A 22580-nucleotide genomic window follows, 5' to 3' on the forward strand; every position below is an offset into this window, starting at 1 on the left:
CCATGGGCCCATGACGGACCCGGTCGTCGGCTCGCCCCGCCGGGCTGGCTGGTGGCTGCGAGGACTGTTCGGGATCATCGGACTGGCGGCGCTTATTCTCGGCTACGTCGGCTTCGAGATCCTGCTTGCGACCCGACCGGACACCGTGCACGACCGGTTCGACGTGCTCTACTACGACCTGCAACTCTTCGTGTTCGGTGCCGAGCCGTTCCAGGACCCCGGCCCCTACCCGTGGCAGTTGCAGGTCGCCCGGTTCGCCGCACCGTTGTTCACTCTCCTCGCCGTGGCCGAGGCCGGCCGGCTGCTGCTGGCCGCCGAGAGCCGCCGCCTGCGCGCCCGACGGGCCCGTGGCCACGTCCTCGTCTGCGGTGACTCCCGGTTCGCCCACATGCTCGCCGACCGGCTCTTCGCCGACGGGGAACGCGTGGTCGTGGTGCGGCGCGTACCGTTCGGTCCGTTGGAGTACCGCCGCCGCGGGTATCTCGGCGTCATCGGTGATCCGACCAGCGCCGAGGTGCTACGCGGCGCGGGTCTGCCCCGGGCGCACACCATCTACGCCTGCGGTGACGACGACGACCGCAACCACGCCATCGCCAACACCGCCAGCCGGCTCGTCCGGGACGGACGGCAACCACCACGGGTCTACGTGCTGGTCAACGACTCCGAGATGTGCCTGTCCCTGCAGGCGCGGCGGCTCGGCGCGGCCGGATCCAGCCGGCTGCGGCTGGACTACTTCCACGTTGACGACGTCGCCGCCCGCGCGCTGTACCGGCACCATCCCCTGGCCGGCACGGCCGACCGACCCACCCGGCTGCTCATCGCCGGCACCGGCGGTTTCCGCCGCGCCCTGCTGACCGAAACCGCCCGGCACTGGCGGGCCTGCCGGGCGCAGGCACCTGCCGGCGTCGTCCTCCCACCGCTGCGGGTGGACCTCGTGGCCCCGGACGCCAGCGCCGAACGGGAGGTCGTGACGTCCCGCTACCCGTTCATGGGCGCCGTCTGCGAGCTGACCGCCTACGACGGGGACCTCGACGGTGTCGCGCTCGGCCGGCTGGGCTCCGGCCGATACGACCGGATCTACGTCTGCGCACCGGAGGAGAGCAGCGGCTTGCAGTTCGTGCTGGACTCGCCCGGGCTCTGGCAGGGCGTCGAGAGCTGCGTGTTCGTGCCGGTCTACCGGCAGGCGGCGTTGGCGGCGGCCTTCCACGGTGACTCCCGTCATGACCTGCTCGACGAGGTGCACGGCAAGCTCCGGCTGTATCCGGTGCTGACCCGGGCCTGCGACGCCCGGTTGATCGGCGACGACCTCACCGAGCGGCTGGCCCGCCTGATCCACGAGCGCTACCTCGACGCGCGGCGGCGAGCCGGGCTGCGTCCCGGCGACACCCCGGCGATGGTCGACTGGTCGCGACTGCCCGAGTCGCTGCGGCGGGCCAACCGGGCCCACGTCCAGGACATCGCCGCCAAGCTGCTGAACCTCGGGTGCGTGGTCGCACCCCGGCGGGGCGGCACCGGTGACGTCTCCGCCGGGGAGGCCATCGACGACCGGATCGAGGTGCTCGCCCGGCTCGAACACGAACGGTGGTGCCGGGAACGGCGGGGGGACGGCTGGGCGTACGGCGAGTCCCGCGACGACGTCCAGCAGCGGCATCCCGCCCTGCGGCCGTGGGACGAACTTCCCGCCGAGGTCCAGGAACGCAACCGCGAGGAGATCCGGGCGCTGCCCGAGGTGCTGTCCGACAGCGGCTTCGAACTGATCCGGCTGGTGCCCGGGGTGCCCGCGCCGCGGAGAGGACCGGCGGATGTCGGCTGATGCCGGACCGGAGCGCATCGGCGTGACCGGGCACATTCACCTGACCCGCGACACGGAGGTGCTTGTCGCCGACGCGATCCGGGCCGAACTGCGCCGGATCGGCGACCGGCCGGTACGTGGCGTCACCTGCCTGGCCGGCGGCACGGACCAGATCTTCGCGCGCACGGTCCTGCAGCTGGGCGGCACGTACGAGGTGATACTGCCGGCCCGGGACTACCGGGACGCGGTCATCGCCCCCGGGCAGCGGGCCAGCTTCGACGAGTTGCTCGACCGGGCGGTGGCGGTCGTGCACACCGGTCACGACCGGTCGGGCACCGCCGCTTTCGTCGCCGCCAACCGGGAACTGGTCCGACGGGTGCAGCGGCTGGTGGCGGTCTGGGACGGCGAGCCGGGTTGCCACGCGGCGTCGACGGACCGGACCATCGAGCGGGCCCGGCGTCGGGGCATCCCGGTCTCGGTCCTCTGGCCCGCCGGTGCCCGTCGGACGCAGCCCGGGGCGCACTGAACCGTGGGTTCACTGTCTGTCCAGTGCGGCGACCTATCCTCGCCGGCATGACATCGAAGCTGTTCGAATCGCGGCGGCTGCTGGCCTCGGCCGTCGCCGCGGTCGGCGCGGTCGCCCTGGTCGTGGCGCCGACCACGCCCGCGGCGGCCTCCACCATCCGCGACGGGTGGGTGCAGCTCTGCCCGTGGGGCAACTACCGGGTGCACCTCGAGTACGTGGACCTCAACAACCACACCGTGCAGCTGGGCCCGGTCCTCGACCCGGGGGCCGACTGCTGGTGGGGGCCGGTGCCGACCGGCAGCGAGAGCACCCTGTTCTGGGTCATCGGCCACTTCAACACCAGCTCCGGAACCTTCGAGGTGATCGGCCCGAGCCGGCAGTACGAGACGTTCTACAACGGCGTCGACGGGATCGGTTTCGCCGCCGAGGGCACCACCGCCTCCGGTGGCCGCAAGGACGCGCACTACTACCGGTACTGATCCACCCGGAACGGGGGAGACATCCATGGTCCGCGCTGTCCGCGTACTGCTGGGGTTGGTGCTCGTCGCTACGGTCGCGGTGCCTCCGCCGTCCGCGGCGCAGGCGGTGGCGGCACCGCCGGTCGGGGCGGCGTCGCTTTCGGCGGGGGTCGCCGGGGACGCGGACCTGACCGCCGGCAACCGGATCGGCGGGGTCGCCGGGCTGCCCGACTGGTCCCGGGTCGGCTATCTCGGCGGCCAGTCGTTGCCGTCGGACGCGGACCTGGCGGGCGGGTCCTGCACGATCGACGCGGCACGACTGGCCACCGAGTTCGGGGTCCGCGCCGACGACGCGGTGGACGACAGCGTCGGCCTCCAGTCGGCCATCGACCGGATCAAGGCGAACTGTTCGCCGTCGGGCAACCCGCACCGGCTCTCGCTGATCGGGTTGCCGGCCGGGCGGATCGACATCTCCCGGCAGATCTACGTCGACGCGAACTTCCTGGTGCTGCGGGGGCAGGGCGCCGGCAGCGGCGGCACCCGGGTGGTGTTCCGGCCGGACGTCAACACCCGATACGACACGCTGACCGCCGACGGCAGCCGGTGGAACCAGGACACGATGACCTTCGGTTCGCCGCCGGACACCGGCACCGGGGGGTGGATCTGGCCCGGTCGCGCCCTGTTCAAGGTGCAGACCCGCGAGGTCGCCGACCGGTACGCCGACGAGTGGGCCGCCGCCCCCGCCAACCGCAAGGACCTGTTCGAGGGATCGATCAACCAGCACTGGGCCTCCGGCCAGAAACTGGGTTCCGCGTCGACCGACCCGGGGTTCTCGGCCCGTGCCGGGCAGAACGTGATCCGCCTGGACGCCAAGGCGAAGATGGACGGCTTCCGCGTCGGCGGCTACGTCTGGGTCGGGGTCGCCAACAGCCTGCGCTTCTACGAACAGCAGGGGCTCGCGCCCGACGATCCGGGCACCCGCGAGAACCTGCACATGCGTCAGCAGATGTTCCGGGCGATCGCCGTGAACACCTCGGCGAAGACCGTCACGCTGGACCGCCCGCTGGAGTACGACGCACCCGTCGACTCCACCTCGGACGGCTCCGCGCCGATCGCCGGCAACGTCTACCCCAGCAAGATCACCCCGCTGCGGGCGGTGGAGGGGGTCGGCTTCGAGAATTTCGCCTTCTCCCAGGAGCTGGAGGGTCTGCCGAAGCTGCTCGGCGGCGTCTACCACCCCAGCCCGACCGACGCGGTGCACAACTACGGCAACCTGGCCCCCGAGTACGCCATGCACGGCATCGCGTTCAAGTGGGCCGCGAACAGCTGGGCGCGCGGGCTGGCCGGGTCGATGACCGGCTCGCACCCGATCGTCACCGAGGTCGCCCGTAACCTCCAGATCGAGCACAACACGTTCGACGGGGCGTGGAACAAGGGCAAGGGCGGCAACGGTTACCTGCGCGGCAGCCGGGTCTGGGACTCGCTGTGGGCGTACAACACCAGCCGGAACCTGCGGCACTTCACGTTCCAGTGGTCGGCCAGCGGCAACGTGGCGTTCGGCAACGACCTGGACTCCGACCTCAATCTGCACGGCGGCTGGGAACGCTACAACCTGTTCGAGGGCAACACCGTCCGCGTCCCGTACGAGCACCGGTCGGGAAGTTGCACCGCCAACTGCGGCGGCGAGGGCGGTGAGCTGGAGGACGGCACCTGGTTCCCGATCTGGTGGGCGGCGGCGGCAAAGGCGATCAAGTGGTCCGGGGCGTCCGGCCCACAGAACGTCTTCCACCGCAACACGATGATCAAACAGTCCGTCCCGGGCGGCCCCTACCTGCCCTACGAGCCGTATTCCAGCGACAGCGGCGAGACGGAGGCGATCTACCAGTTCGGCTCCGACGCGGCGAACCCACGCGCGTTCACCCCGTTGAGCCAGGGCGGCGCGCCGATCAAGGACTGGTCCGGCCGGGAGACCGTGAACTACGCCGGCCAGGGCGTCGCGGTACGCACCGGCGAGCGGTGGCCGTCGCTGTTCCTGCGTGACGTCGGCCAGCTCGAACCCCGCGACGGCAACCGGCGGACCGTCGTGACCTGGAACATGCAGGGGGCGGGTTCCAGCGCGGGCGGCACCTACGAGAACAAGTACGCGACAGTGCTGGGGTTCCTCAGCGCGGGGACGCTGGCGGTGGCGCTCCAGGAGGCCGGGTCGCCGCCCGCCGGCAGTGCGCACGAGATGGCGCGGCACGCCCAGCAGGTGTTCGCCAACAACGGCGTCTTCCCCCCGGTGTACGAGTACTACCTGGGCACCCTGCTCGGTGAACCCACCCGGCACCTGTACTGGCTGAACACGGACACCTCGACGCAGGGCCCGAACCGGGTCAACCTCGCCATCGCCACCGCGCAGCGCGCCGACCAGGTCGCCGTGGTCGCCGGGCAGGCGGGCGCCCGGCCGGCGCTCGGCGTACGGATCGGCGAGACGTTCTTCTTCACCGTGCACGGCTGGGCGGGCAACGGCAACGACATGCCGACCACGCTGGCGAACATCCGCACGTTCATCCAGAACAACCCCGGCGCCAACGGCACCTACGAGTGGGTCGTGCTCGGCGACTTCAACCGGGAGCCGCAGAACCTGCGCAACGCGCTACCGGTCAACCAGTTCGCCGTGATGGCCCCGGACGCCAACACCCATCCGACGACGGGCCCGACGAACACCCTGGACTACGCGGTGACCGACTTCGGCAACGGCGCGCCGACGCTCTTCCGGGCGCACACCGAGAACACGATCACCAACTCCGACCACCACCCGGTGACCTACGGCTTCGACCTGCGCGCCGCCGCGGAGGTGCCGCCGCTGGCCACCCCGACGATGCCCGGCCGGGCGCTGCTGCGCAACGCCGCCACCACCCGCGTCGCCGACGCCGAACCCAACGGCGGGCCACTGGTCGTGGACACCGCCTACGCCCCGTCGCGGGCCCAACAGTGGCGGCTGGACTGGGACAACGAGGTCCCCGGCTACCTGCGCCTGCAACGGGTCCGGGAGGGTAACTCGACCGACGACCGTTACCTGGGCCTGGCCGATGCCGCCCCGGACGCCCGCGCCGCGCTGGGCTGGTCACCGTCGCTGGCCCAGCTGTGGCGGCCGGTGTCCAACGGCGACGGCACGTACACCCTGCTCAACTACCTGACCGGGCAGGCGCTCACGGTGCTGCCGGGCGACTTCGTGCTGGCCGCCCGGGACGCCACCGACTCGCCGTACCAACGCTGGTTCCTCGCGTCCTCGACGGACCTCGAACTGCGGCGGGACATCCTGCCCGTCGTCGCGCCCGCCGGCACGGCGGCCGAGCTGGGGGTGGCCGGCCCGGACGGCGTCGAGGGCCGGCCGGTGCAACTGCTGCCCGCCACCACCGGCAGCCGGGAGTGGCAGCCGGTGCCGGCCGGGCAGCGCGGCGCCGACCGGTGCTTCTACCTGCTGTACGACGACGAGTACCTGACGTCCACCCCGGACGGTGGCCTTCCCCTGCCCGGCGCGCACGTGGTGCTGGACGGCTACGACCCGTACAGCCAGGGGCAGGTCTGGTGCGTGCACCAGGACACCGCCTCGATGACCATCTACAACAACACCGTCGTGCAGGGTCAACTCGTCCAGACCTACCTGACCGACCACGGCCTGCACGCGCACCTGAGCGTGGAGTCCGTGCCGGACACCGGGCGGGAGGGCTGGCGCTGGTGAGGTGACGCGGGGCGACGACCCCGCCCCGGGCGTCCCGCGGGCCGGTCGGCACGACGTTCCCCGGCGTAAGCTGAAGGGCGTCGATGTCACCGACGGTCGGGGGTTACCGGGGCGTGGTGGGGCTGTCGTCGGGAGATGGCGTCGAGGGTGGGCACCGGAGCCGGCCACAGGGCGCGCTGCGACTACAGATCCTCGGCCCGCTGCGGGTCCGGCGGGGCGGCGTCGAGCTGGACCCGGGCCCCCGCCAGCGGGCCTACCTGCTGCTCCTGCTGCTGGCCCGCGCCGGGGAACCGGTCAGCACCGGTGAGCTGATCGACCTGGTCTGGGGTGACGACGCCCCGGCGACCGCGGTCAACGTCATCCACAAGTACGTCGGTGCGCTGCGCCGCCTGCTGGAACCCGGGCTGCCACCCCGCGCGGTCGGCTCCCACCTGCACCGGCACGCGACCGGCTACCGCCTGTCCGCCACGGCGGAACTGCTCGACCTGGTGGCGTTCCGGGGGCACGTCGGGGCCGCCGCCGCCCACCGGGCCCGAGGTCGGGACGCCGACGCCCTCGACGCGTACTCCCGGGCACTCGCACTGTGGCGGGGACCGGCCGGCGACGGGTACGCGCACCGGTCCGGCGCGGTGGCCCTCTTCGCCGCCCTGGACGGGGAGTTCTTCGCCGCCGCCGTCGCCGCCGCCGACCTGGCCGTCGCGGCGGGGCAGCCCCACCAGGTGCTGGCCCCCCTGCGGCTGGCGGCGAGGATGACGCCCCTGCACGAGCCGGTGCAGGCGGGACTGGTCACCGCGTTGGGCGCCGCCGGCCAGCAGGCGCAGGCGCTGGCAGTGTTCCGGGCCGTCCGCGCCGACCTCGCCGAGCATCTGGGGGTCGACCCCGGCCCGGTGCTGGCCCAGGCGTACCACCGCGCGCTCGACCGGGCGTCACCGCCGGCACCCGCCGGGCCGTCCGCGCTGCCGGCACCCGCCGGGCCGTCCGCGCTGCCGGCACCCGCCGGTGACGGCCTGGTGGGCCGGGACGGCGAGTTGGCGACCCTGCGGGACGCGACCACGGTGGCCTTCACCGGCGGCACCGCGCTGGTGCTCGTCCAGGGTGAACCCGGGGTGGGCAAGACCCGGCTGCTGCGGGAGGCCACCGCCGAGGCGGCGCGGCGCGGCGCGCTCGTCGTCCGGGGGCAGTGCCTCGACGGCGGGGGCGCGCCTTCGATGTGGCCGTGGGTCCAGGTCATCCGCGCCGTCCTCGACGCGACGCCCGGGGACACCCCGGTCGGCCGGGAACTGGGCAGCCTGCTGGAGCCGCGCCGGGACATCGCCGCGCCGGTGCTGCCCGACAACGGATTCCCGTTCCGGCTCTTCGAACAGGTCGTCGCGATCGTCGCCGCGGCCTCGGCGCGGCGGCCGACGGTGCTCGCCCTCGACGACCTGCAGTGGGGTGACGACGCGTCCCTGCGCCTGATCAGCCACCTGGCGGCCCGGCTGCCCGGCGGCACCCTGATGGTCGGCGCGCTGCGCGACCACGCCCCCACCCCCGGCTCCGCGCTGTCCCGAATGCTCGCCACGGTCAGCCGGCTCCCCGGTCACCAGCGGGTCCGGCTGGGCAACCTCAACGAGACCGAGGTGGCCGAACTCGTCCGCCGGGAGACCGGCTCGACGCCCACCCCGGAGTCGACCCGTGGCATCCTCACCCGCACCGCCGGGAACCCGTTCTTCGTCCGGGAGTTGTCCCGGCTGCTCACCGACCGGCCCCGGGGGTGCGCCGGTGTCCCGGCCACCGTCCGGGACGTGGTCATCGACCGGATGTCCGGGCTGGACGCCGACAGCCGCGACCTGCTCCGGATCGCCGCGTCGATCGGCCGGGACGTGGAACTCGGGCTGCTCGCCCGCGTGGCCGGACTCGACCTCGACCGCTGCCTGGAACGGCTGGAACCGGTGCGGGCGCTCGGGATGCTCCAGAGCCGCCCGGACGACCCGTTCTCGCTGCGGTTCTCCCATGACCTGGTCCGCGAGGCGGTGACCGCGACGACCCGGCCGGCCCAGGCGGGACAGCTGCACCTGCGGATCGCGGACGCGCTCGAACGGGGCGGTCCGGACGCCGAGACGGTGGTCGAGCGCCTCGCCCACCACCTGTGGTCCGCCGGCCTGCTCGCCGAACCGGCCCGTACGGCGCAGGCGTTGATCCGCGCGGGCCGGCACGCGGCGGGCAAGTCGGCGCTCGACGTCGCCGAGCGGTGGCTGCGCTCGGCGGTGCAGGTGGCGCGCGGTGCGGGACTGGCCGGGTGGGAGCTGTCCGCCCTCGCCCAGCTCACCGCCGTCCTCGGCATGCGGTCGATGTACGGCTCCTCGGTGACCGACCTGCTGGAACGGGCCGAACACCTGGCCCGGGACCTCGGCCGGGAGCGGGAGGCGGCCGGTTTCCTCTACTCCCGCTGGGCCGCCCTGGTCCAGGCGGTCGAACTCGACCGCAGCGCCCCGCTGGCCCGCCGGCTGCTGGAGTGGGGGCGGGAGTCCGCCGACCCGTGGGTGCTCGCCTGCGGCCTGCACGCCTGGGGCCTGCAACAGTGGGACTACGGGGAGATCGGTGAGGCGGTCCGCTGGCTGGAGCGGTCCCGGGGCATGATCTTCGACGTTCCGCGCCGGGACGAGGACCCCGTCCGGCACGACCTCCAGCTGCTGATGGCCGCGATGCTGGCCGAGGTCACCACCCTGCACGGCGCGGTGGCCGACGGCCGGGCCGTGCTCGACGGGCTGGAGGACCTGGCCGGCGACGACCCGTACACGCTCACGGTGTGGGCGTGCGCCGCCGCCCGGATAGCGGTGATCGTCGGTGATCCGGTGCTGGCGTTGCGCGCGTCCGGCCGGGGGATCGCCGTCGATCCCGGGTTCTCGTTCGTCTTCCTCGGCACCTACCAGCGGCTGGCCCGCTGCTGGGCGCTGGCGGTGACCGGTCGGGACCCGCTCGGCAACGCGGACCGGGCCCGGCGGCTCATCGCCGCGCACCTGCTCGACCCGCCCCGCTCGGACGTCGCCGCCTGGCACGGGCTCCTCGGCGAGATGCTCCTCGCCGGTGGCGCGGTCGACGCTGCCGCGACCGCGCTCGACCAGGCCGACCACTATCTGGAGTCGTGCGGTCAGCGTCACCCGGAGGGACTGCTGCTCCTGCTGCGGGCCCGGCTGCTGCGGGCGCGGGGCGAGCCGGTCGCGGTCGTCCGGGCCGCCGCCGAGCGGGCCCGGACGGCGTCCGCCGAGCGGGGTGCGTTCCTGCACACCCGCCGGGCCGAGCGGTTCCTCGCCGAACTGGCGACCTGATCCACCGGGCCGGTGGCCGCCGACGGTGGCGGCGACCGGAGTGCGTGGCTTGACAATCGGCCCGGTCCGCAGTGGACGATGAGACGTGAGAATCCTCGTGGTGGGTGGTAGCGGTCTGATCGGCGCGCACGTCGTCGAGGTGCTGCGCGGGCGGGGACACCGGGTGACCACGGTGGCCCGTACCGCCCGGCCGGGTGTCGACCACCTGCTCGACGTCGAGTCCGCCTCGGCCGACGACCTGCGGCCGCTGCTCGCCGGCCACGACGGTGTCGTCCTCGCCACCCGGGCCGACGAACAGCGGGTGCTGCCCCGGCCGATCCACCCGCTGCTGCGCCGCGAACTCGTCGACCCGGTGGTACGCCTGCTCACCGCCGCCCGCGCCGAGGGCCTCACCCGGGCGGTACTGACCGGGTCGTACTACACCTTCTTCGACCGGCGGCATCCGCAGTGGCGGCTGGCGGACCGGCACGTCTACATCAAGTGCCGGCGGGAACAGGCCGCCGAGGGACGCGCCGCCGCCGGTCCGCAGTTGCCGGTCGCCGTGCTGGAGTTGCCGTTCGTCTTCGGCCGGGCCGGCGACCGGCTGCCCAACTGGGCCGGTCCGCTCGACCGGTGGGCGCGGTCCCGGGTGCCGCTGGCGGTCCCCGTCGGTGGAACGGCCACCGCCTCGGCGCGCAGCGTGGCCGAGGTCGCCGCCGACGCGCTCGAACAGGCCCGGGGCGAGGACGTCCCGGTCGCCGACGAGAACCTCACCTGGGCGGCCATGATGACCCGCATCGCCCACGCCGTCGGCCGGCCGCGCCGGGTCGGCCGCCTGCCCGCCCCCGCCGTCCGTGCCGCGTTGGGCTGCGGCGGACTGCTGCACGCTCTCGCGCGCCGGGAGGCGGGTCTCAACCCCACCCACCTCGCCGACCTGCTGCTGACCGAGTTGTTCGTCGAACCCACCACCGGCCGGTCGCTGGAACCGGCGTTGCGCGACACCTTCGCCCCCACCGGCTGACACCGCCGCCGGCGGGTGCCCCGGGACGCGACAGCCGGACGCAAGGTTCGCGTTAGGTCCGCCCGCGACGATCGGGCGTATGAGTGAGATCGGTCGCACGCTTCGGGTTCCGGACGCCAACCTGTACTACCAGATCTGCGGTTCCGGACCGGTGCTGCTGATACTCCAGGGCGGGGACGGGGACGCCGACCGGGCGGCCGGTCTGGTCGCGCAGCTCGCCGAGGCGTACACCGTGGTCACCTACGACCGGCGTGGCCTGTCGCGCAGCGTCATCGACCCCGACGACGGCCGCCCGGTGCCCGTGGAGACCCACGCCGACGACGTGCACCGGCTGCTGGCCGAGGTGACCTCGGAGCCGGCGGTGGTGTTCGGTTCGAGCATCGGTGGTCTCACCGGGCTGCACCTGGCCACCCGGCACCCGGAACAGGTCCGGGTGCTGGTCACGCACGAGCCGCCGATCCTCGACCTGCTGGCCGACGACCTGTGCCGCACGGTCAACGCCGGCCTCGACGAGGCGGAGGAGCTGCACCGGGGTGCCGGCGGCCTGCCGGCACTGCTGCGCCTGGGCGCGCTCAACGGCGTGGACTTCCGCCGGCTGGCGACCGAGCCGGGGGTCGCCATGCCCCCGCCGCCCGACGAACGGCGGACCGCGAACATCGAGTTCTTCCTGTCCCGGGACCTGCCCGCGTTCCGGGAGTACCGGCTCGACATGGACGACCTGGACGCGATGAAGACCGGGCCGACGCGGGTCGTCCCGGCCGCCGGGCAGGACTCGCGCGGCGTGTGGGGATACGTCGCCGCCGAACGCCTCGCGGCCCACCTCGGGGTGGCGACCTCGGAGTTCCCCGGCGGGCACGCCGGCCTGACCACCCACCCCCGCGCCTTCGCCGCCCGGCTGCGCGAGGTGCTCTCCAGTTTCGGCGTGTGACGCTCGGGAGGCGGAACCATGACGACGATGGTGCACGACACGACGACGACCGGTGCTGCTCCGGTGCAGACGCCGGTCCGGCGGCTCGACCGGGTGGTCATCCGCTTCGCGGGCGACTCGGGCGACGGGATGCAGCTCACCGGGGACCGGTTCACCTCGGAGACCGCCCAGCTCGGCAACGACATCGCGACACTGCCCAACTTCCCGGCCGAGATCCGGGCACCGGCCGGCACCCTGCCCGGCGTGTCGAGCTTCCAGCTCCACTTCTCCGCCGTCGACGCCCTCACCCCCGGCGACGCGCCCGACGTCCTGGTCGCGATGAATCCGGCCGCGCTGCGGGCGAACCTCGCCGACCTGCGGCGCGGTGCGGCGATCATCGTCGACACCGACGAGTTCACCGGACGCCAGCTGACGAAGGTCGGCTACCGGGCCAACCCGCTGGAGGACGGCTCGCTCGACGGGTACGAGGTCCATCCGGTGGCGCTGACCACGCTGACCCTCGGCGCGCTCGCCGAGACGGGGGTGTCGAAGCGGGACGCCGCACGGGCCAGGAACATGTTCGCGCTCGGCCTGCTGAGCTGGATCTACGCCCGCCCGTTCGCGTCGACCCTGCGGTTCCTGGAACGCAAGTTCGCCACCCGCCCGGAGTTGGCCGCCGCGAACGTCACCGCCTTCCGGGCCGGCTGGAACTACGGCGAGACCACCGAGGACTTCACCGTCCGGTACGAGGTCGCGCCGGCCCCGATGCCGCCCGGCAGGTACCGCAACATCACCGGCAACGCGGCGCTGGCGCTGGGGCTGGTGGCGGCCGGCGTCCGGTCGGAGCTGCCGGTGTTCCTCGGCGCGTACCCGATCACGCCCGCCTCGGACATCCTGCACGAGCTGTCGAAGCACAAGCGGTTCGGGGTGACCACCATGCAGGCCGAGGACGAGATCGCCGCGGTCGGGGCGGCCCTGGGCGCCTCCTACGGCGGGGCGTTGGGGGTGACCACCACCTCCGGGCCGGGGGTGGCGCTCAAGGGCGAGACGATCTCCCTGGCGGTCGCGCTGGAACTGCCGCTGGTCGTCATCGACGTGCAGCGGGCCGGTCCGTCGACCGGCATGCCGACCAAGACCGAGCAGGCCGACCTGGACATGGCGCTGTTCGGCCGCCACGGTGAGGCGCCGCTGGCGGTGATCGCCCCGGCGACGCCGGCGGACTGCTTCGCCGCGGCGATCGAGGCGGCCCGGATCGCCCTGACCTACCGCACCCCCGTCATCCTGCTGTCGGACAACTACGTGGCGAACGGCTCCGAGCCGTGGCTGCTGCCCGACGTGTCCCGGCTGCCCGACCTGCGGGTCAGCTTCGCCCGGGAGCCCAACGGCCCGGACGGCCGGTTCCTGCCGTACCTGCGGGACCCGCAGACGTTGGCCCGGCCGTGGGCGGTGCCGGGTACGCCGGGACTGGCGCACCGGATCGGCGGTCTGGAGAAGGCCGACGGCACCGGCGACATCTCGTACGACCCGGCCAACCACGACCTCATGGTGCGTACCCGGGCGGCCCGGATCGCCTCGATCCCGGTGCCCGACGTCGAGGTGGAGGACCCGGACCCGGACACCCGGGTGCTGGTGCTCGGCTGGGGCTCGACGTACGGGCCGGTCACGGCCGCGTGCCGGGCGCTGCGCCGGCGCGGCCACGCCGTGGCGCAGGCCCACCTGCGGCACCTGAACCCCCTGCCGGCGAACCTCGGCGACGTCCTGGCCCGCTACGACCGGGTGGTCGTCCCCGAGATGAACCTGGGGCAGCTCGCCCGGGTGCTGCGCGCCCGGTACCTGGTCGACGTGGTGTCCCACACCAAGGTCGAGGGTTCGCCGTTCACCACCGGCGAACTGGAGAACGCCTTCGAGAGGGTGATCGGTGATGCCTGAGGTCGCCCTGTCGTTGACCGCCCGGGACTTCCGGTCCGACCAGGAGGTCCGCTGGTGCCCCGGCTGCGGTGACTACGCCATCCTCGCCGCGGTGCAGGGGTTCCTGCCGGAGCTGGGCATCCCGCGCGAGAACATCGTCTTCATCTCGGGCATCGGCTGCTCGTCGCGCTTCCCGTACTACCTGGACACCTACGGGATGCACTCGATCCACGGACGCGCGCCGGCCATCGCCACCGGCCTGTGCGTCAGCCGGCCCGACCTGTCGGTCTGGGTGGTCACCGGCGACGGCGACGCGCTGTCGATCGGCGGCAACCACCTGATCCACGCCCTGCGCCGCAACGTCAACCTCAAGATCCTGATGTTCAACAACCGGATCTACGGGCTGACCAAGGGGCAGTACTCGCCGACGTCCGAACTGGGCAAGACCACCAAGTCGACGCCGGTCGGTTCACCCGACACGCCCTTCAACCCGCTCTCGCTCGCGCTCGGCGCCGAGGCGAGCTTCGTCGCCCGTACCCTGGACGCCGACCGTCAGCACCTGCAGTCGGTGCTGCGGGCCGCCGCGGCCCACCGTGGCTCGGCGTTCGTCGAGATCTACCAGAACTGCAACATCTTCAACGACGGCGCCTTCGCGCCACTGAAGGACCCGGACGTCCGTGACGACCACTTGATCCGGCTCACCCACGGCGGGCCGATCCGGTTCGGCACGGACGGCCGGTTCTGCGTCACGCATCCGCCGGGCGGGTTCGGCCTCGCCGTCCGCCCCACCGCGCAGGTGCCGCCCGGCGAGATCGTGGTGCACGACGAGTCGGTCACCGACCCGGCGTACGCGTTCGCGCTGTCCCGGCTCTCCGGATCCGACCTGCGTACCACCCCGGTCGGCGTGTTCCGCGCCGTCGACCGGCCCTGCTACGACGACACCGTGCGCGCGCAGGTCGCGCACGCCACCCCGACCGGGCCCGGCGACCCGACGCGGATGCTCACCGATCTGCTCGACAGCGGCGACACCTGGACGATCGGCTGATCGCCGTGCACCGCAGACGACACGGACGGGGCCGAGGACGTTCCCGGCCCGTGCGGGCCGGTGACCGGCCCGGCGTCGTCACCGGCCGGGGCGTCGGCACCGGCGCTCCCCGACCCCACCGTTTCGCACAGCCCGTCGACAGCACAGAGCCGGAGGTATGGCCATGACCACGTCGCAGGTGAGGGTTCGTCTCGAGGGCGGCCCGAACGGTTTCCCCGACGACTTTCGGGCCCGGTTGGTCAACAGCCTGGAGCCGAAGATCAAAGTCCAGTACGGCTGCGGCTACGAGCACTTCGAGCGCACCGACGAGTCGCTGACGGCGGTCGACGGTGACGTCGTCATCTACCGCTGGACGGCGCAGACCCGTATCGCCGAGTGACCTTCCCCCACCCGCGGTGGCCGCCATCATCCCCCGGATGGCGGCCACCGCGCTGTTCGCGCCCGAGCCGCCGGCCGGGCCCGGCGAGCCGCCGGCCGGCCGGGTGAGCCGCTGCACGACGGGGGCAGGTGGGGGAGTGGGGTTCCGTATGGGCCGGGGTCCGCATGGGCCGGCGGCCGCCTCCCCGGGGTTCCGCGCGTCCCGGTGACGTGCCCCGGACGCGACACTGGCACCGCCGGCGGGACGTGGCCGGCGGTGCCAGTGGGTTCCGCGCGTTCAGCTCACCAGGTGACGGGAAGGGAAGTTACGCCACCGGTGAGGGTGAAATCGCGGAACTCCAGCTCGGCTGGGGGGACAGCGAGCTGGAGATTGGGGAAGCGGACGAGCAGCGTCGCGAACAGGCACTGCAACTCGGCCCGCGCGAGGCTCGACCCGATGCAGAACCGGGGCCCGTGCCCGAACGCGATGTGCCGGTCGGAGTCGCGGGTGATGTCGAAGCGGTCCGGGTCGACGAAGACGTCCGGGTCCCGGTTGGTGGCGGTGAAGGCGAGCAGGATGAGGTCACCGGCCGGCACGTCGGTGCCGCAGACCGTGATGTCCTGGTGTGCGTAGCGGGGCAGCACGTCCTGGGTGGACGGGGCGACCATGCGCAGCATCTCCTCGACCGCGGACGGCACCAGGCTCAGGTCGTTCTGCAGCTTCTCCCGCTGGTCGGGGTGGGTGAGCAGCAGCAGGGTGCCGAGGTCCAGCCGGGTGACCGTGGTCTCGTGGCCGGCGAACAGCAGGCCGGCACCCATCCGGGCGATCTCGTCGTCGCTGAGGTTCTCCTGCTCGGCGACCGCGAGCAGGTCGGAGAAGACGTCCTCGCCCGGCTCGGCGCGCTTGATGTCGATCAGCCGGTACATGTAGGCGACGAGCCGTTCCCAGGCGGCCTTCGCCGCGGCGGGGTCGTCGAGCGCGGTGGCGCCGGCCGAGTAGTGCCGGAACTCGGCGCGGTCCTCCGTCGGCACGCCCAGCAACTGGCAGATGACCAGCACCGGCAGCGGGAACGAGAGCGCCTCGTGGAAGTCGGCCGGCTGCGGGCTCGCCGCGAGATCGTCGAGCAGCTGGTCGACGATCTCCTGTACCTGGCCGCGCAGCTTCTCCACCCGGCGGGCGGCGAACGACGGCCCGATCAGCCGCCGGAACCGCTGCCGGGCGGCGACCTCCTTGTCCGGGGTGCCCAGCGGCCCGGTCAGCACGGCCGCGTTGGCGACCCGGGCCGCCTTCTCCGGCTCGGGGTGGGAGCGGCCCAGGCGCGGGTCGTTGAGCAGCGTCTTGACCTCCTCGTACCGGGTGACCAGCCACGCCTCGTCACCGGCCGAGGTACGCACCCGGACGATCGGTTGGGTGTCCCGCAGCTCGCGGAACAGCGGTGCGATGCCGTTGACGTCGAACTGGTCGCGCTCGAACGGCAACGCGGGCAGGTCGACGACGGGCAGGTCGCTGGTGATTGTCATGGTGGATGCTCCTTAGTTGAGTGAGACCCGGTCGAGGCGCTGCCGCTGGGCCGCCCGTACGCCCTCGGCGAGCGCGATCGGCGTGGGGTTGGCGAAGATGTCGGACAGCGCGAGCCGGACCCGCAGCCGGGCCTCGACCTGCTGGACGAGCCGGGCGGCGAGCAACGAGTGCCCCCCGGCGGTGAAGAAGTTGGACCCGGCGTGCACGTCGGCATGGCCGAGCAGGTCCTGCCACAGGGTGATCAGCTCGTCGAGCACCGGGTCGCCGCTGGCCGCCGTCGGGCGTGCGGCCTCGCGCGCCCGCCGCCTGCGGTCCTCGGCGAGCCGGCCCAGCGCGGGATAGTCGACCTTGTCGTTGCCGGTGGTGGGGAAGCCCGCCACGACGATGAACTCCTGCGGCACCGCGGCGTGCGGCAGCACCCCGATGGCGTGCCGCCAGAGGTCGTCGTGGACGGCGTCGTCCGGGTCGGGGCCGACGACGAACGCGACGAGCGTGCCGTCGGCGCCGCCGTGCACCAGCACCGCCGCCGCGTCGACCGCCGGATGCTCGCCGAGCACCGACTCGATCTCGCCCAGCTCGATCCGGTTGCCCCGCAGCTTCACCTGACGGTCCATCCGGCCGAGCACCTCGATGGTGCCGTCCGGCCGCCAGCGGGCCAGGTCCCCGGTGCGGTAGAACGGCCCGTACCGCTCGTGCCCGCCGAACCGTTCGGCGGTCAGCTCCGGGCGGCGGTGGTAGCCGATCGCCACCCCCTCACCGGCGATGCAGAGTTCGCCGTGCAGGCCCACCGGCAGCTCGCGGCCCTCCGGGTCGGCGATGAAGACCTGCGTGTTCGCGATCGGCGCACCGACGTGGACGGGCCCGGTGAACGGGGCGGCGAGCAGCGCCGCGGTGGACCAGATGGTCGTCTCCGTGGGGCCGTAGACGTTGTGCAGTTCCCGACCGGCCCCGCCGAGCTGACGGGCCAGCCCGGCCGGCAGCGCCTCGCCGCCGCTGAGCAGCCGGACGTCGCGCAGGACGTCCCCCGCCTGCTCGGCCACCAGCCGCCAGGTCGTCGGCGTCGCCTGCACGATGTCGACCGGGTGCCGCCGCAGCACGTCCAGCAGCACCTGCCCGTCGGTGCGGGCGGCGTCCGGGGCGACCACCGTCGACCCGCCGGAGACCAGGGGCAGGAAGAGTTCCAGCGCCGAGATGTCGAAGCTGAACGTGGTCAGCCAGAGCGTCGCGGTGCGGGCGTCGGCGCGGAGCAGGTCGACGAAGTGCTCGATCAGGTTGGCCAGCGCCCGGTGGGTGATCCAGGTGCCCTTCGGGCGTCCGGTCGACCCGGAGGTGTAGATGAGGTAGGCCGGGTCCTCGCCGGCGGCGAACCCGTCGGCGGTCGGGCCGACCGGTGCCGGGTCGACGTCGGCGACCTCCACCGGGTGCAGCACCACCCGGCCGGGCGCCTCCGGCACCGGCGTGCCCGGATCGGCGATCACCACCCCCGCGCCCGAGTCGTCGAGCTGGTAGACGATCCGCTGGTACGGGTGGGCCGGGTCGACCGGCAGGTAGGCGGCCCCGGCCAGCCAGGTGCCCAGGACCGCGCCGAGCAGTTCCGGACCCCGCCGGCCCAGCAGGGCGACCACCCCGCCCGGACCCACACCGGCCGCGCGCAGGGCCGCGCGGGTGCGGTCCGCCGCCGCCCAGATCTGGGCGTACGACACCGCACGGTCGCCGTCGCGGACCGCGACCGCCGTCGGGGCCGCCGCGACCCGGTCGGCGATGGCCGCCAGCACCGAGGGGCTTCGCGCCGGACGGGTGGTCGCGTTCGCCGTGTCGATGGTGGCGAGGTCCGTCGGGGCGTGCAGCGGCAGCGCGTCGACCGGCTCCCCGCTGCGCCGACCGAGCGTCACCAGCAGTGCGTCGAACCGGGCCAGCATCGCGGTCACGTCCGCCCGCCCGAGGACCTCGGTGTAGAAGACCGCCCGCACGTCCAGCGCGCCGGCCGTCGAGACGACGAAGAACTCCAGGTCGAACTTGCTGAAACCGTTCTCCACGATGCGTCGCTCGGCCCGCAGCCCACCGAGGTCGTAGCTGGCCTGCCCCTCGTCCGGGACGTAGTTGAACAGGTGCTTGAAGACCGGGTTACGCCAGGAGCCGGCGGCCGGACGGAACTGTGCCATCAGCGCCTCGACGGGCACCTCGCGGTGGATGATCGAGGCGAGGAACACCCCCCGGGCCTCCCCGACCAGGTCGGCGAAGGTGACGCCCGGCGGGATGCGCAGCCGCAGCGGCAACGTGTTGATGTGGTAGCCGACGGCCCGGCTGCTCTCGGCGGTCCGCAGCGAGGCGGGCGCGCCCACGACGACGTCCCGGCCCGCACCGTGCCGGGACAGCAGCAGGCTGTACGCCGCGTACAGGATGACCGCCTCCGGTGCCCGCAGTTGGCGGGCGAGGGCACGTACCGCGTCGTACGCGGCGGCCGATAGGCGGGCGCTGACCCGGTCTCCGGTGAGGGTCGGCTGGGCCACGTCCGGCCCCTCGCACCACAGGGCGAGCCCGGACGGGTCGAACCCGTGCAGCTGGTCGCGCCAGTAGGTGAGGCTGCGTTGGCTCGGTGCCGTCTCCACGCAGACCGGTGCCGGCTGCGCCAGTTCGGCGGGCGGCTCGGTGTCCTCCGAGACCGCGGTGTAGAGGGCCACCAGTTCCTCGGTCAGCACCACCGAGGACAGGGCGTCGAAGTTGAGGTGGTGCACGGCGAGGCAGAGCACGTCCCCGTCGGGGGTACGGAACCGTCCGGCGCGCAGCAGCGGGCTGCCGTCCATCGCGAACGGCCTGCCCACGTAGGCGGTGAGCAGCTCCTCCAGGTCGGCCCGCGCGACCTCGTGCTGGTCGAGCGCGACGGTGATCTCGGTCGACCCGAGGACGTGCCGTAGCAGCCCCGCCGGGGTGTCGCGGAAGACCGTCCGCAGGGTGGCGTGCCGGGCCAGCAGTCGGGCGAGGGTCTCCTCCAGCTCCCAGTCGCCGAGTTCACCCTCGACGTCGAGGGCCACCGCCAGGTTGTTGACGCCGGAACCCGGGACGAGCTGGTCGAGCATCCACAGTGCCTCCTCCTTGCGGGTGGCGGCGGCCGGCCCGGTCACGACCGCGCTCCCCCGAGGACCCGGGTCCGGGCCAGCAGCTCCCGGGTGGTCGCGGCGACCGTGGCGTCGGCGAGCATGCCGGCGTGCCCGACCGAGAAGGTGATCTCGTCGCCGGCGAGGTTCGTCGGGGCCTGCGGGTTGATCGTCCGGTAGCCGTTGAGACCGCTGGTGGGGCTCGCCGAGGTGAGCACCGTGGCCCGGGACCACGCCGGCAGCGGGTCGAACTGGCCGGCGGCGCACAGGTAGCTGATGAAGGAGCGGAACAGGGTGACCACCTCGGCGGCGCTGGTGGCGTCCAGGCCGAGCCGGGGGAAGGCCACCGCGCCGACCTGTCCGAAGATCTCGCTGAGCCGGTCCGCCAGCGGCTCCAGGTCACCCAGGTCGCGCTGGGCCTGCCGGCCCGCCTCGCGCGCCTCGTCCAGCTCGGCCGGCGTCAGCGACGAGGTGGCCACCTCGATGATCTTCGCAAACTGCCAGTACATGGTCAGCGGCGTGACGGTCTCGGGGTCGAACAGGATCAGCGGGGGCTCCGGCTGCCACTGGCCGACCTGCGCCGCCAGGGCCGGGGCCAGTGCGCCACCGGCGCAGAACCCCATGACCGCCGTCACCGTACGGCCGCTGGCGCGGACCTCGTCGGCCCAGCGCTTGACGTATCCCTCGCCAGTGGGTCCGGCCAGCGCGTCCATCCCGAGTGGCACGGTCTCCCACACGGTGGAATCCGGTCCCAGGTGCGGTGCCAGGTCGGCGAACCGCGCCTCCGGGCGGCCGGTGGCGTCGAAGTCGATGGCCAGGACGACCTCGTCGGTGCTGCCTGTCGTCAATGCTCGCCAGGTGGTCGATTCGTTCATCGTGTGTCGGTCCCCTCGCTCCATTGTCCGTCCGGCGAACGCTATGGCGGGTCGCTGAAACCGTTCTAAAGCCCGTCATGCATCGATCGGTGTCGATCTTTGTCGCCCGGGACAATAGGAGGGAACGCGATTCGACCGGCCCCGCTGCCTTTTCGCACCGGGGCCGGTCCGTGTCGAGGAGGGTCAGCCCAGCCGCAGATCCGTTCGGATCGCCCGGGCCACCGGAGTCCACTGCCGCAGCAGGAAGAAATGGTCACCGGGGAACGGTTGCAGCCGGAACCCGCCGTCGGTGTGGCCCGCCCACGCGCGCGCGTCGGCGAGGTCCACCCGGGGATCGGAAGTGCCGTGCAGCGCCGTCACCGGGCAGCGCAGCCGGGGCACCCCGGGCCGGGGCGCGTACGTCTCGATCGCCCGGTAGTCGGCCCGGATGGCCGGCAGCACCATCGCGGTCAGTTCCTCGTCGGCGAAGACGTCGTCCTCGGTTCCGCTGAGTTCCGCGACGTCGGCCAGCAGCCCACGGTCGTCGCGCAGGTGGACCGTCTCGTGCCGGGACACCCCGGGCGCCCGGCGACCCGAGGCGAACAGCCGCAGCGGGGCGACCCCGAGCTGTTCCAGGCGCAGGACCACCTCGAAACCGAGGATCGCGCCCATGCTGTGCCCGAAGAACGCCACCGGCCCGCGCACGGTCGGCAGGATCACCTCGGTCAGCAGGTCGGCCAGGGCGTCGATGGTGTCGACAGGTGGCTCGCCGCGGCGGTCCTGGCGGCCGGGGTACTGCACGCACGTCACGTCCACCTCGGCGGCGAGCAGCCCGACGAGCGGCCGGAAGAAGGTCGCCGCGCCGCCGGCGTGCGGCAGGCAGATCAGGGTGGGGCCGCCGCTGCTGCGGGTGCCGAACCGGCGCAGCCAGAGGTCGGGTTCGTCGGTGCGGTACGGCACGTTCGCCGCGGTCGTGGTCACGACGCCGCCGCGAGCGGGCTGACCAGCATCGACGACCCGAGGTCGCGGTCCTGCAGGATGTGCTGGTGCAGGTCGCGCAGGGCCTGGCACGGTTCGATGCCGATCTCCATGTCGAGCCGCTGGCGGGCGGTGTGGAAGACGGCCAGCGCCTCGGCCCGGCGGTCCGAACGGTGCAGGGCGAGCATCAGGTACTGGTAGAGCTTCTCGCGCAGGGGCTGTTCGGTGATGAGCGCGGAGAGTTGGCCGACGATCTCGCGGTGACCGCCGAGGGTCAGCTCGATCTCCATGAGCTGTTCCAGGCACTCGATGCGCAGCTCGTTGAGCAGGGTGGCGTACGCGTACACGACCGGGCTGTCGATCAGCCCGCTGAAGGCGGGCCCACCCCAGAGCCGGAGCGCCCGGCGCAGCGTCTGGGCCGCCGGGAAGAACTGGCCGGCGCGACGGAGTTGCTGGCCGAGGTGGGCGAGTCGACGGAACTCGTCGGCGTCGAGGTCGCCCGCGTCGGTCAGGATGGTGTACCCCCGGGGTCGGGTGACGATGGCGGCGTGGTGGCCGCTGCCGCGCAGCACCTTGCGGAGCTGCGAGATGTAGACGTAGAGCGCGTCGTTGGCCCGGCTGGGGGGATCCTCGCCCCAGATCTCGTTCAGCAACTGGTCGGAGGTGACCATCTGGTTGGTCTTCGCCAGCAGCACCGCCAGCAGGGTCTCGGTCTTGCGGGTACGGGGTGTGACGACACCGCTGACGCCATGGACCCGGATCTCGCCAAGGATCTCGTACTTCACGGATGTTCCCCCCGTCGAGTCGTCCGCCGGCTCGGTGTCGGCGGTACGTGGCATCGGGTGGAGTGCCGGCGCTGTGGTGGCGAGTCAGTCCGCCGTCGGGTCAACCGAAGTCACCACACCACTGTGGCGCAGGCCGATACCGAATCGGTCCCGATCCGTTCCCGCCTGCCGGGTTGCCGCACTTCGCGGTGGGTATGCCGGTGCGGTCGACGCGCGGGAGGCGACGGGACGCCCGTCACCGGTCGGCATCGGCCGCGGGGGAGAGGGCGGCGCCGGCCGTGGCGGGCACACCATGTCTACCGCATCGGCCGGAGTCGC

Annotated in this window: 15 protein-coding genes; 10 read left to right on the plus strand and 5 right to left on the minus strand. The window is 73.1% G+C overall.

Features of this window, described 5'->3' with window-relative positions; genetic code table 11:
* Nucleotides 1-10: 10 nt before the first annotated feature.
* The 10 genes from JQX11_RS06935 (at nt 11) to JQX11_RS06980 (ending at nt 15050) form a co-directional block, all read left to right on the plus strand.
* Nucleotides 11-1813 (plus strand): RyR domain-containing protein, encoded by a 1803-nt coding sequence (locus tag JQX11_RS06935; protein WP_204924103.1) that lies wholly within the window; start codon nt 11-13, stop codon nt 1811-1813.
* On the plus strand, nt 1803-2318 hold the full coding sequence (locus tag JQX11_RS06940) for a hypothetical protein (protein ID WP_204924104.1): 516 nt from the start codon (nt 1803-1805) through the stop codon (nt 2316-2318). The genes JQX11_RS06935 and JQX11_RS06940 overlap by 11 nt, the downstream gene beginning before the upstream one ends.
* 47 nt (nt 2319-2365) lie before the next feature.
* Nucleotides 2366-2797 carry a hypothetical protein gene (locus JQX11_RS06945; RefSeq protein ID WP_204924105.1) on the plus strand — a complete coding sequence of 144 codons (432 nt, stop codon included), beginning with the start codon at nt 2366-2368 and terminating at the stop codon, nt 2795-2797.
* 25 nt (nt 2798-2822) lie between these two features.
* On the plus strand, nt 2823-6503 hold the full coding sequence (locus tag JQX11_RS06950) for an RICIN domain-containing protein (protein WP_204924106.1): 3681 nt from the start codon (nt 2823-2825) through the stop codon (nt 6501-6503).
* Between the two features lie 83 nt (nt 6504-6586).
* A complete protein-coding gene (locus JQX11_RS06955; protein WP_204924107.1) occupies nt 6587-9811 on the plus strand; it encodes an ATP-binding protein in 3225 nt (1074 codons plus the stop codon).
* A gap of 85 nt (nt 9812-9896) precedes the next feature.
* Entirely contained in the window at nt 9897-10811 is a 915-nt protein-coding gene (locus tag JQX11_RS06960; protein WP_204924108.1) for an NAD-dependent epimerase/dehydratase family protein, read from the plus strand.
* Between the two features lie 79 nt (nt 10812-10890).
* The gene (locus tag JQX11_RS06965; protein WP_204924109.1) at nt 10891-11739 is read left to right on the plus strand and encodes an alpha/beta fold hydrolase; all 849 of its coding nucleotides are present in this window, start codon (nt 10891-10893) and stop codon (nt 11737-11739) included.
* A 27-nt stretch (nt 11740-11766) separates the two neighbouring features.
* Nucleotides 11767-13647, plus strand: coding sequence for a 2-oxoacid:acceptor oxidoreductase subunit alpha (locus tag JQX11_RS06970; protein ID WP_232377448.1), 1881 nt, complete (start codon nt 11767-11769; stop codon nt 13645-13647).
* On the plus strand, nt 13637-14671 hold the full coding sequence (locus tag JQX11_RS06975) for a 2-oxoacid:ferredoxin oxidoreductase subunit beta (RefSeq protein ID WP_204924110.1): 1035 nt from the start codon (nt 13637-13639) through the stop codon (nt 14669-14671). Before JQX11_RS06970 ends, JQX11_RS06975 begins: the two co-directional genes overlap by 11 nt.
* A gap of 163 nt (nt 14672-14834) precedes the next feature.
* Nucleotides 14835-15050, plus strand: coding sequence for a DUF5988 family protein (locus tag JQX11_RS06980; protein ID WP_232377272.1), 216 nt, complete (start codon nt 14835-14837; stop codon nt 15048-15050).
* A gap of 281 nt (nt 15051-15331) precedes the next feature.
* Here the strand turns inward: JQX11_RS06980 and JQX11_RS06985 are convergent, their stop codons facing one another.
* The 5 genes from JQX11_RS06985 to JQX11_RS07005 all read right to left on the minus strand — a co-directional run bounded on the left by JQX11_RS06985 (nt 15332) and on the right by JQX11_RS07005 (nt 22262).
* On the minus strand, nt 15332-16549 hold the full coding sequence (locus tag JQX11_RS06985) for a cytochrome P450 (RefSeq protein WP_204924112.1): 1218 nt from the start codon (nt 16547-16549) through the stop codon (nt 15332-15334).
* Between the two features lie 12 nt (nt 16550-16561).
* Nucleotides 16562-19672, minus strand: coding sequence for a non-ribosomal peptide synthetase (locus JQX11_RS06990; RefSeq protein ID WP_204924113.1), 3111 nt, complete (start codon nt 19670-19672; stop codon nt 16562-16564).
* Nucleotides 19669-20520, minus strand: a complete 852-nt coding sequence (locus JQX11_RS06995) for a hypothetical protein (RefSeq protein WP_204924114.1) — start codon at nt 20518-20520, stop codon at nt 19669-19671. Before JQX11_RS06995 ends, JQX11_RS06990 begins: the two co-directional genes overlap by 4 nt.
* 183 nt (nt 20521-20703) lie before the next feature.
* Nucleotides 20704-21480, minus strand: coding sequence for a thioesterase II family protein (locus JQX11_RS07000; protein WP_204924115.1), 777 nt, complete (start codon nt 21478-21480; stop codon nt 20704-20706).
* The gene (locus JQX11_RS07005; RefSeq protein WP_204924116.1) at nt 21477-22262 is read right to left on the minus strand and encodes an AfsR/SARP family transcriptional regulator; all 786 of its coding nucleotides are present in this window, start codon (nt 22260-22262) and stop codon (nt 21477-21479) included. The genes JQX11_RS07000 and JQX11_RS07005 overlap by 4 nt, the downstream gene beginning before the upstream one ends.
* Nucleotides 22263-22580: the final 318 nt, after the last annotated feature.

This window comes from Micromonospora humida, from assembly GCF_016901255.1.
Taxonomy (GTDB): Bacteria; Actinomycetota; Actinomycetes; order Mycobacteriales; family Micromonosporaceae; genus Micromonospora; species Micromonospora wenchangensis.

What these genes read in the sequence shown, in the direction of transcription:
- JQX11_RS06955 (WP_204924107.1), top strand. Translation starts at nt 6,587, where the DNA reads ATGTCACCGACGGTCGGGGGTTACCGGGGCGTGGTGGGGCTGTCGTCG.
- JQX11_RS06945 (WP_204924105.1), top strand. Translation starts at nt 2,366, where the DNA reads ATGACATCGAAGCTGTTCGAATCGCGGCGGCTGCTGGCCTCGGCCGTC.
- JQX11_RS06995 (WP_204924114.1), bottom strand. Translation starts at nt 20,520, where the DNA reads ATGAACGAATCGACCACCTGGCGAGCATTGACGACAGGCAGCACCGAC.
- JQX11_RS06950 (WP_204924106.1), top strand. Translation starts at nt 2,823, where the DNA reads ATGGTCCGCGCTGTCCGCGTACTGCTGGGGTTGGTGCTCGTCGCTACG.
- JQX11_RS06980 (WP_232377272.1), top strand. Translation starts at nt 14,835, where the DNA reads ATGACCACGTCGCAGGTGAGGGTTCGTCTCGAGGGCGGCCCGAACGGT.
- JQX11_RS06985 (WP_204924112.1), bottom strand. Translation starts at nt 16,549, where the DNA reads ATGACAATCACCAGCGACCTGCCCGTCGTCGACCTGCCCGCGTTGCCG.
- JQX11_RS06970 (WP_232377448.1), top strand. Translation starts at nt 11,767, where the DNA reads ATGGTGCACGACACGACGACGACCGGTGCTGCTCCGGTGCAGACGCCG.
- JQX11_RS06935 (WP_204924103.1), top strand. Translation starts at nt 11, where the DNA reads ATGACGGACCCGGTCGTCGGCTCGCCCCGCCGGGCTGGCTGGTGGCTG.
- JQX11_RS06940 (WP_204924104.1), top strand. Translation starts at nt 1,803, where the DNA reads ATGTCGGCTGATGCCGGACCGGAGCGCATCGGCGTGACCGGGCACATT.
- JQX11_RS06965 (WP_204924109.1), top strand. Translation starts at nt 10,891, where the DNA reads ATGAGTGAGATCGGTCGCACGCTTCGGGTTCCGGACGCCAACCTGTAC.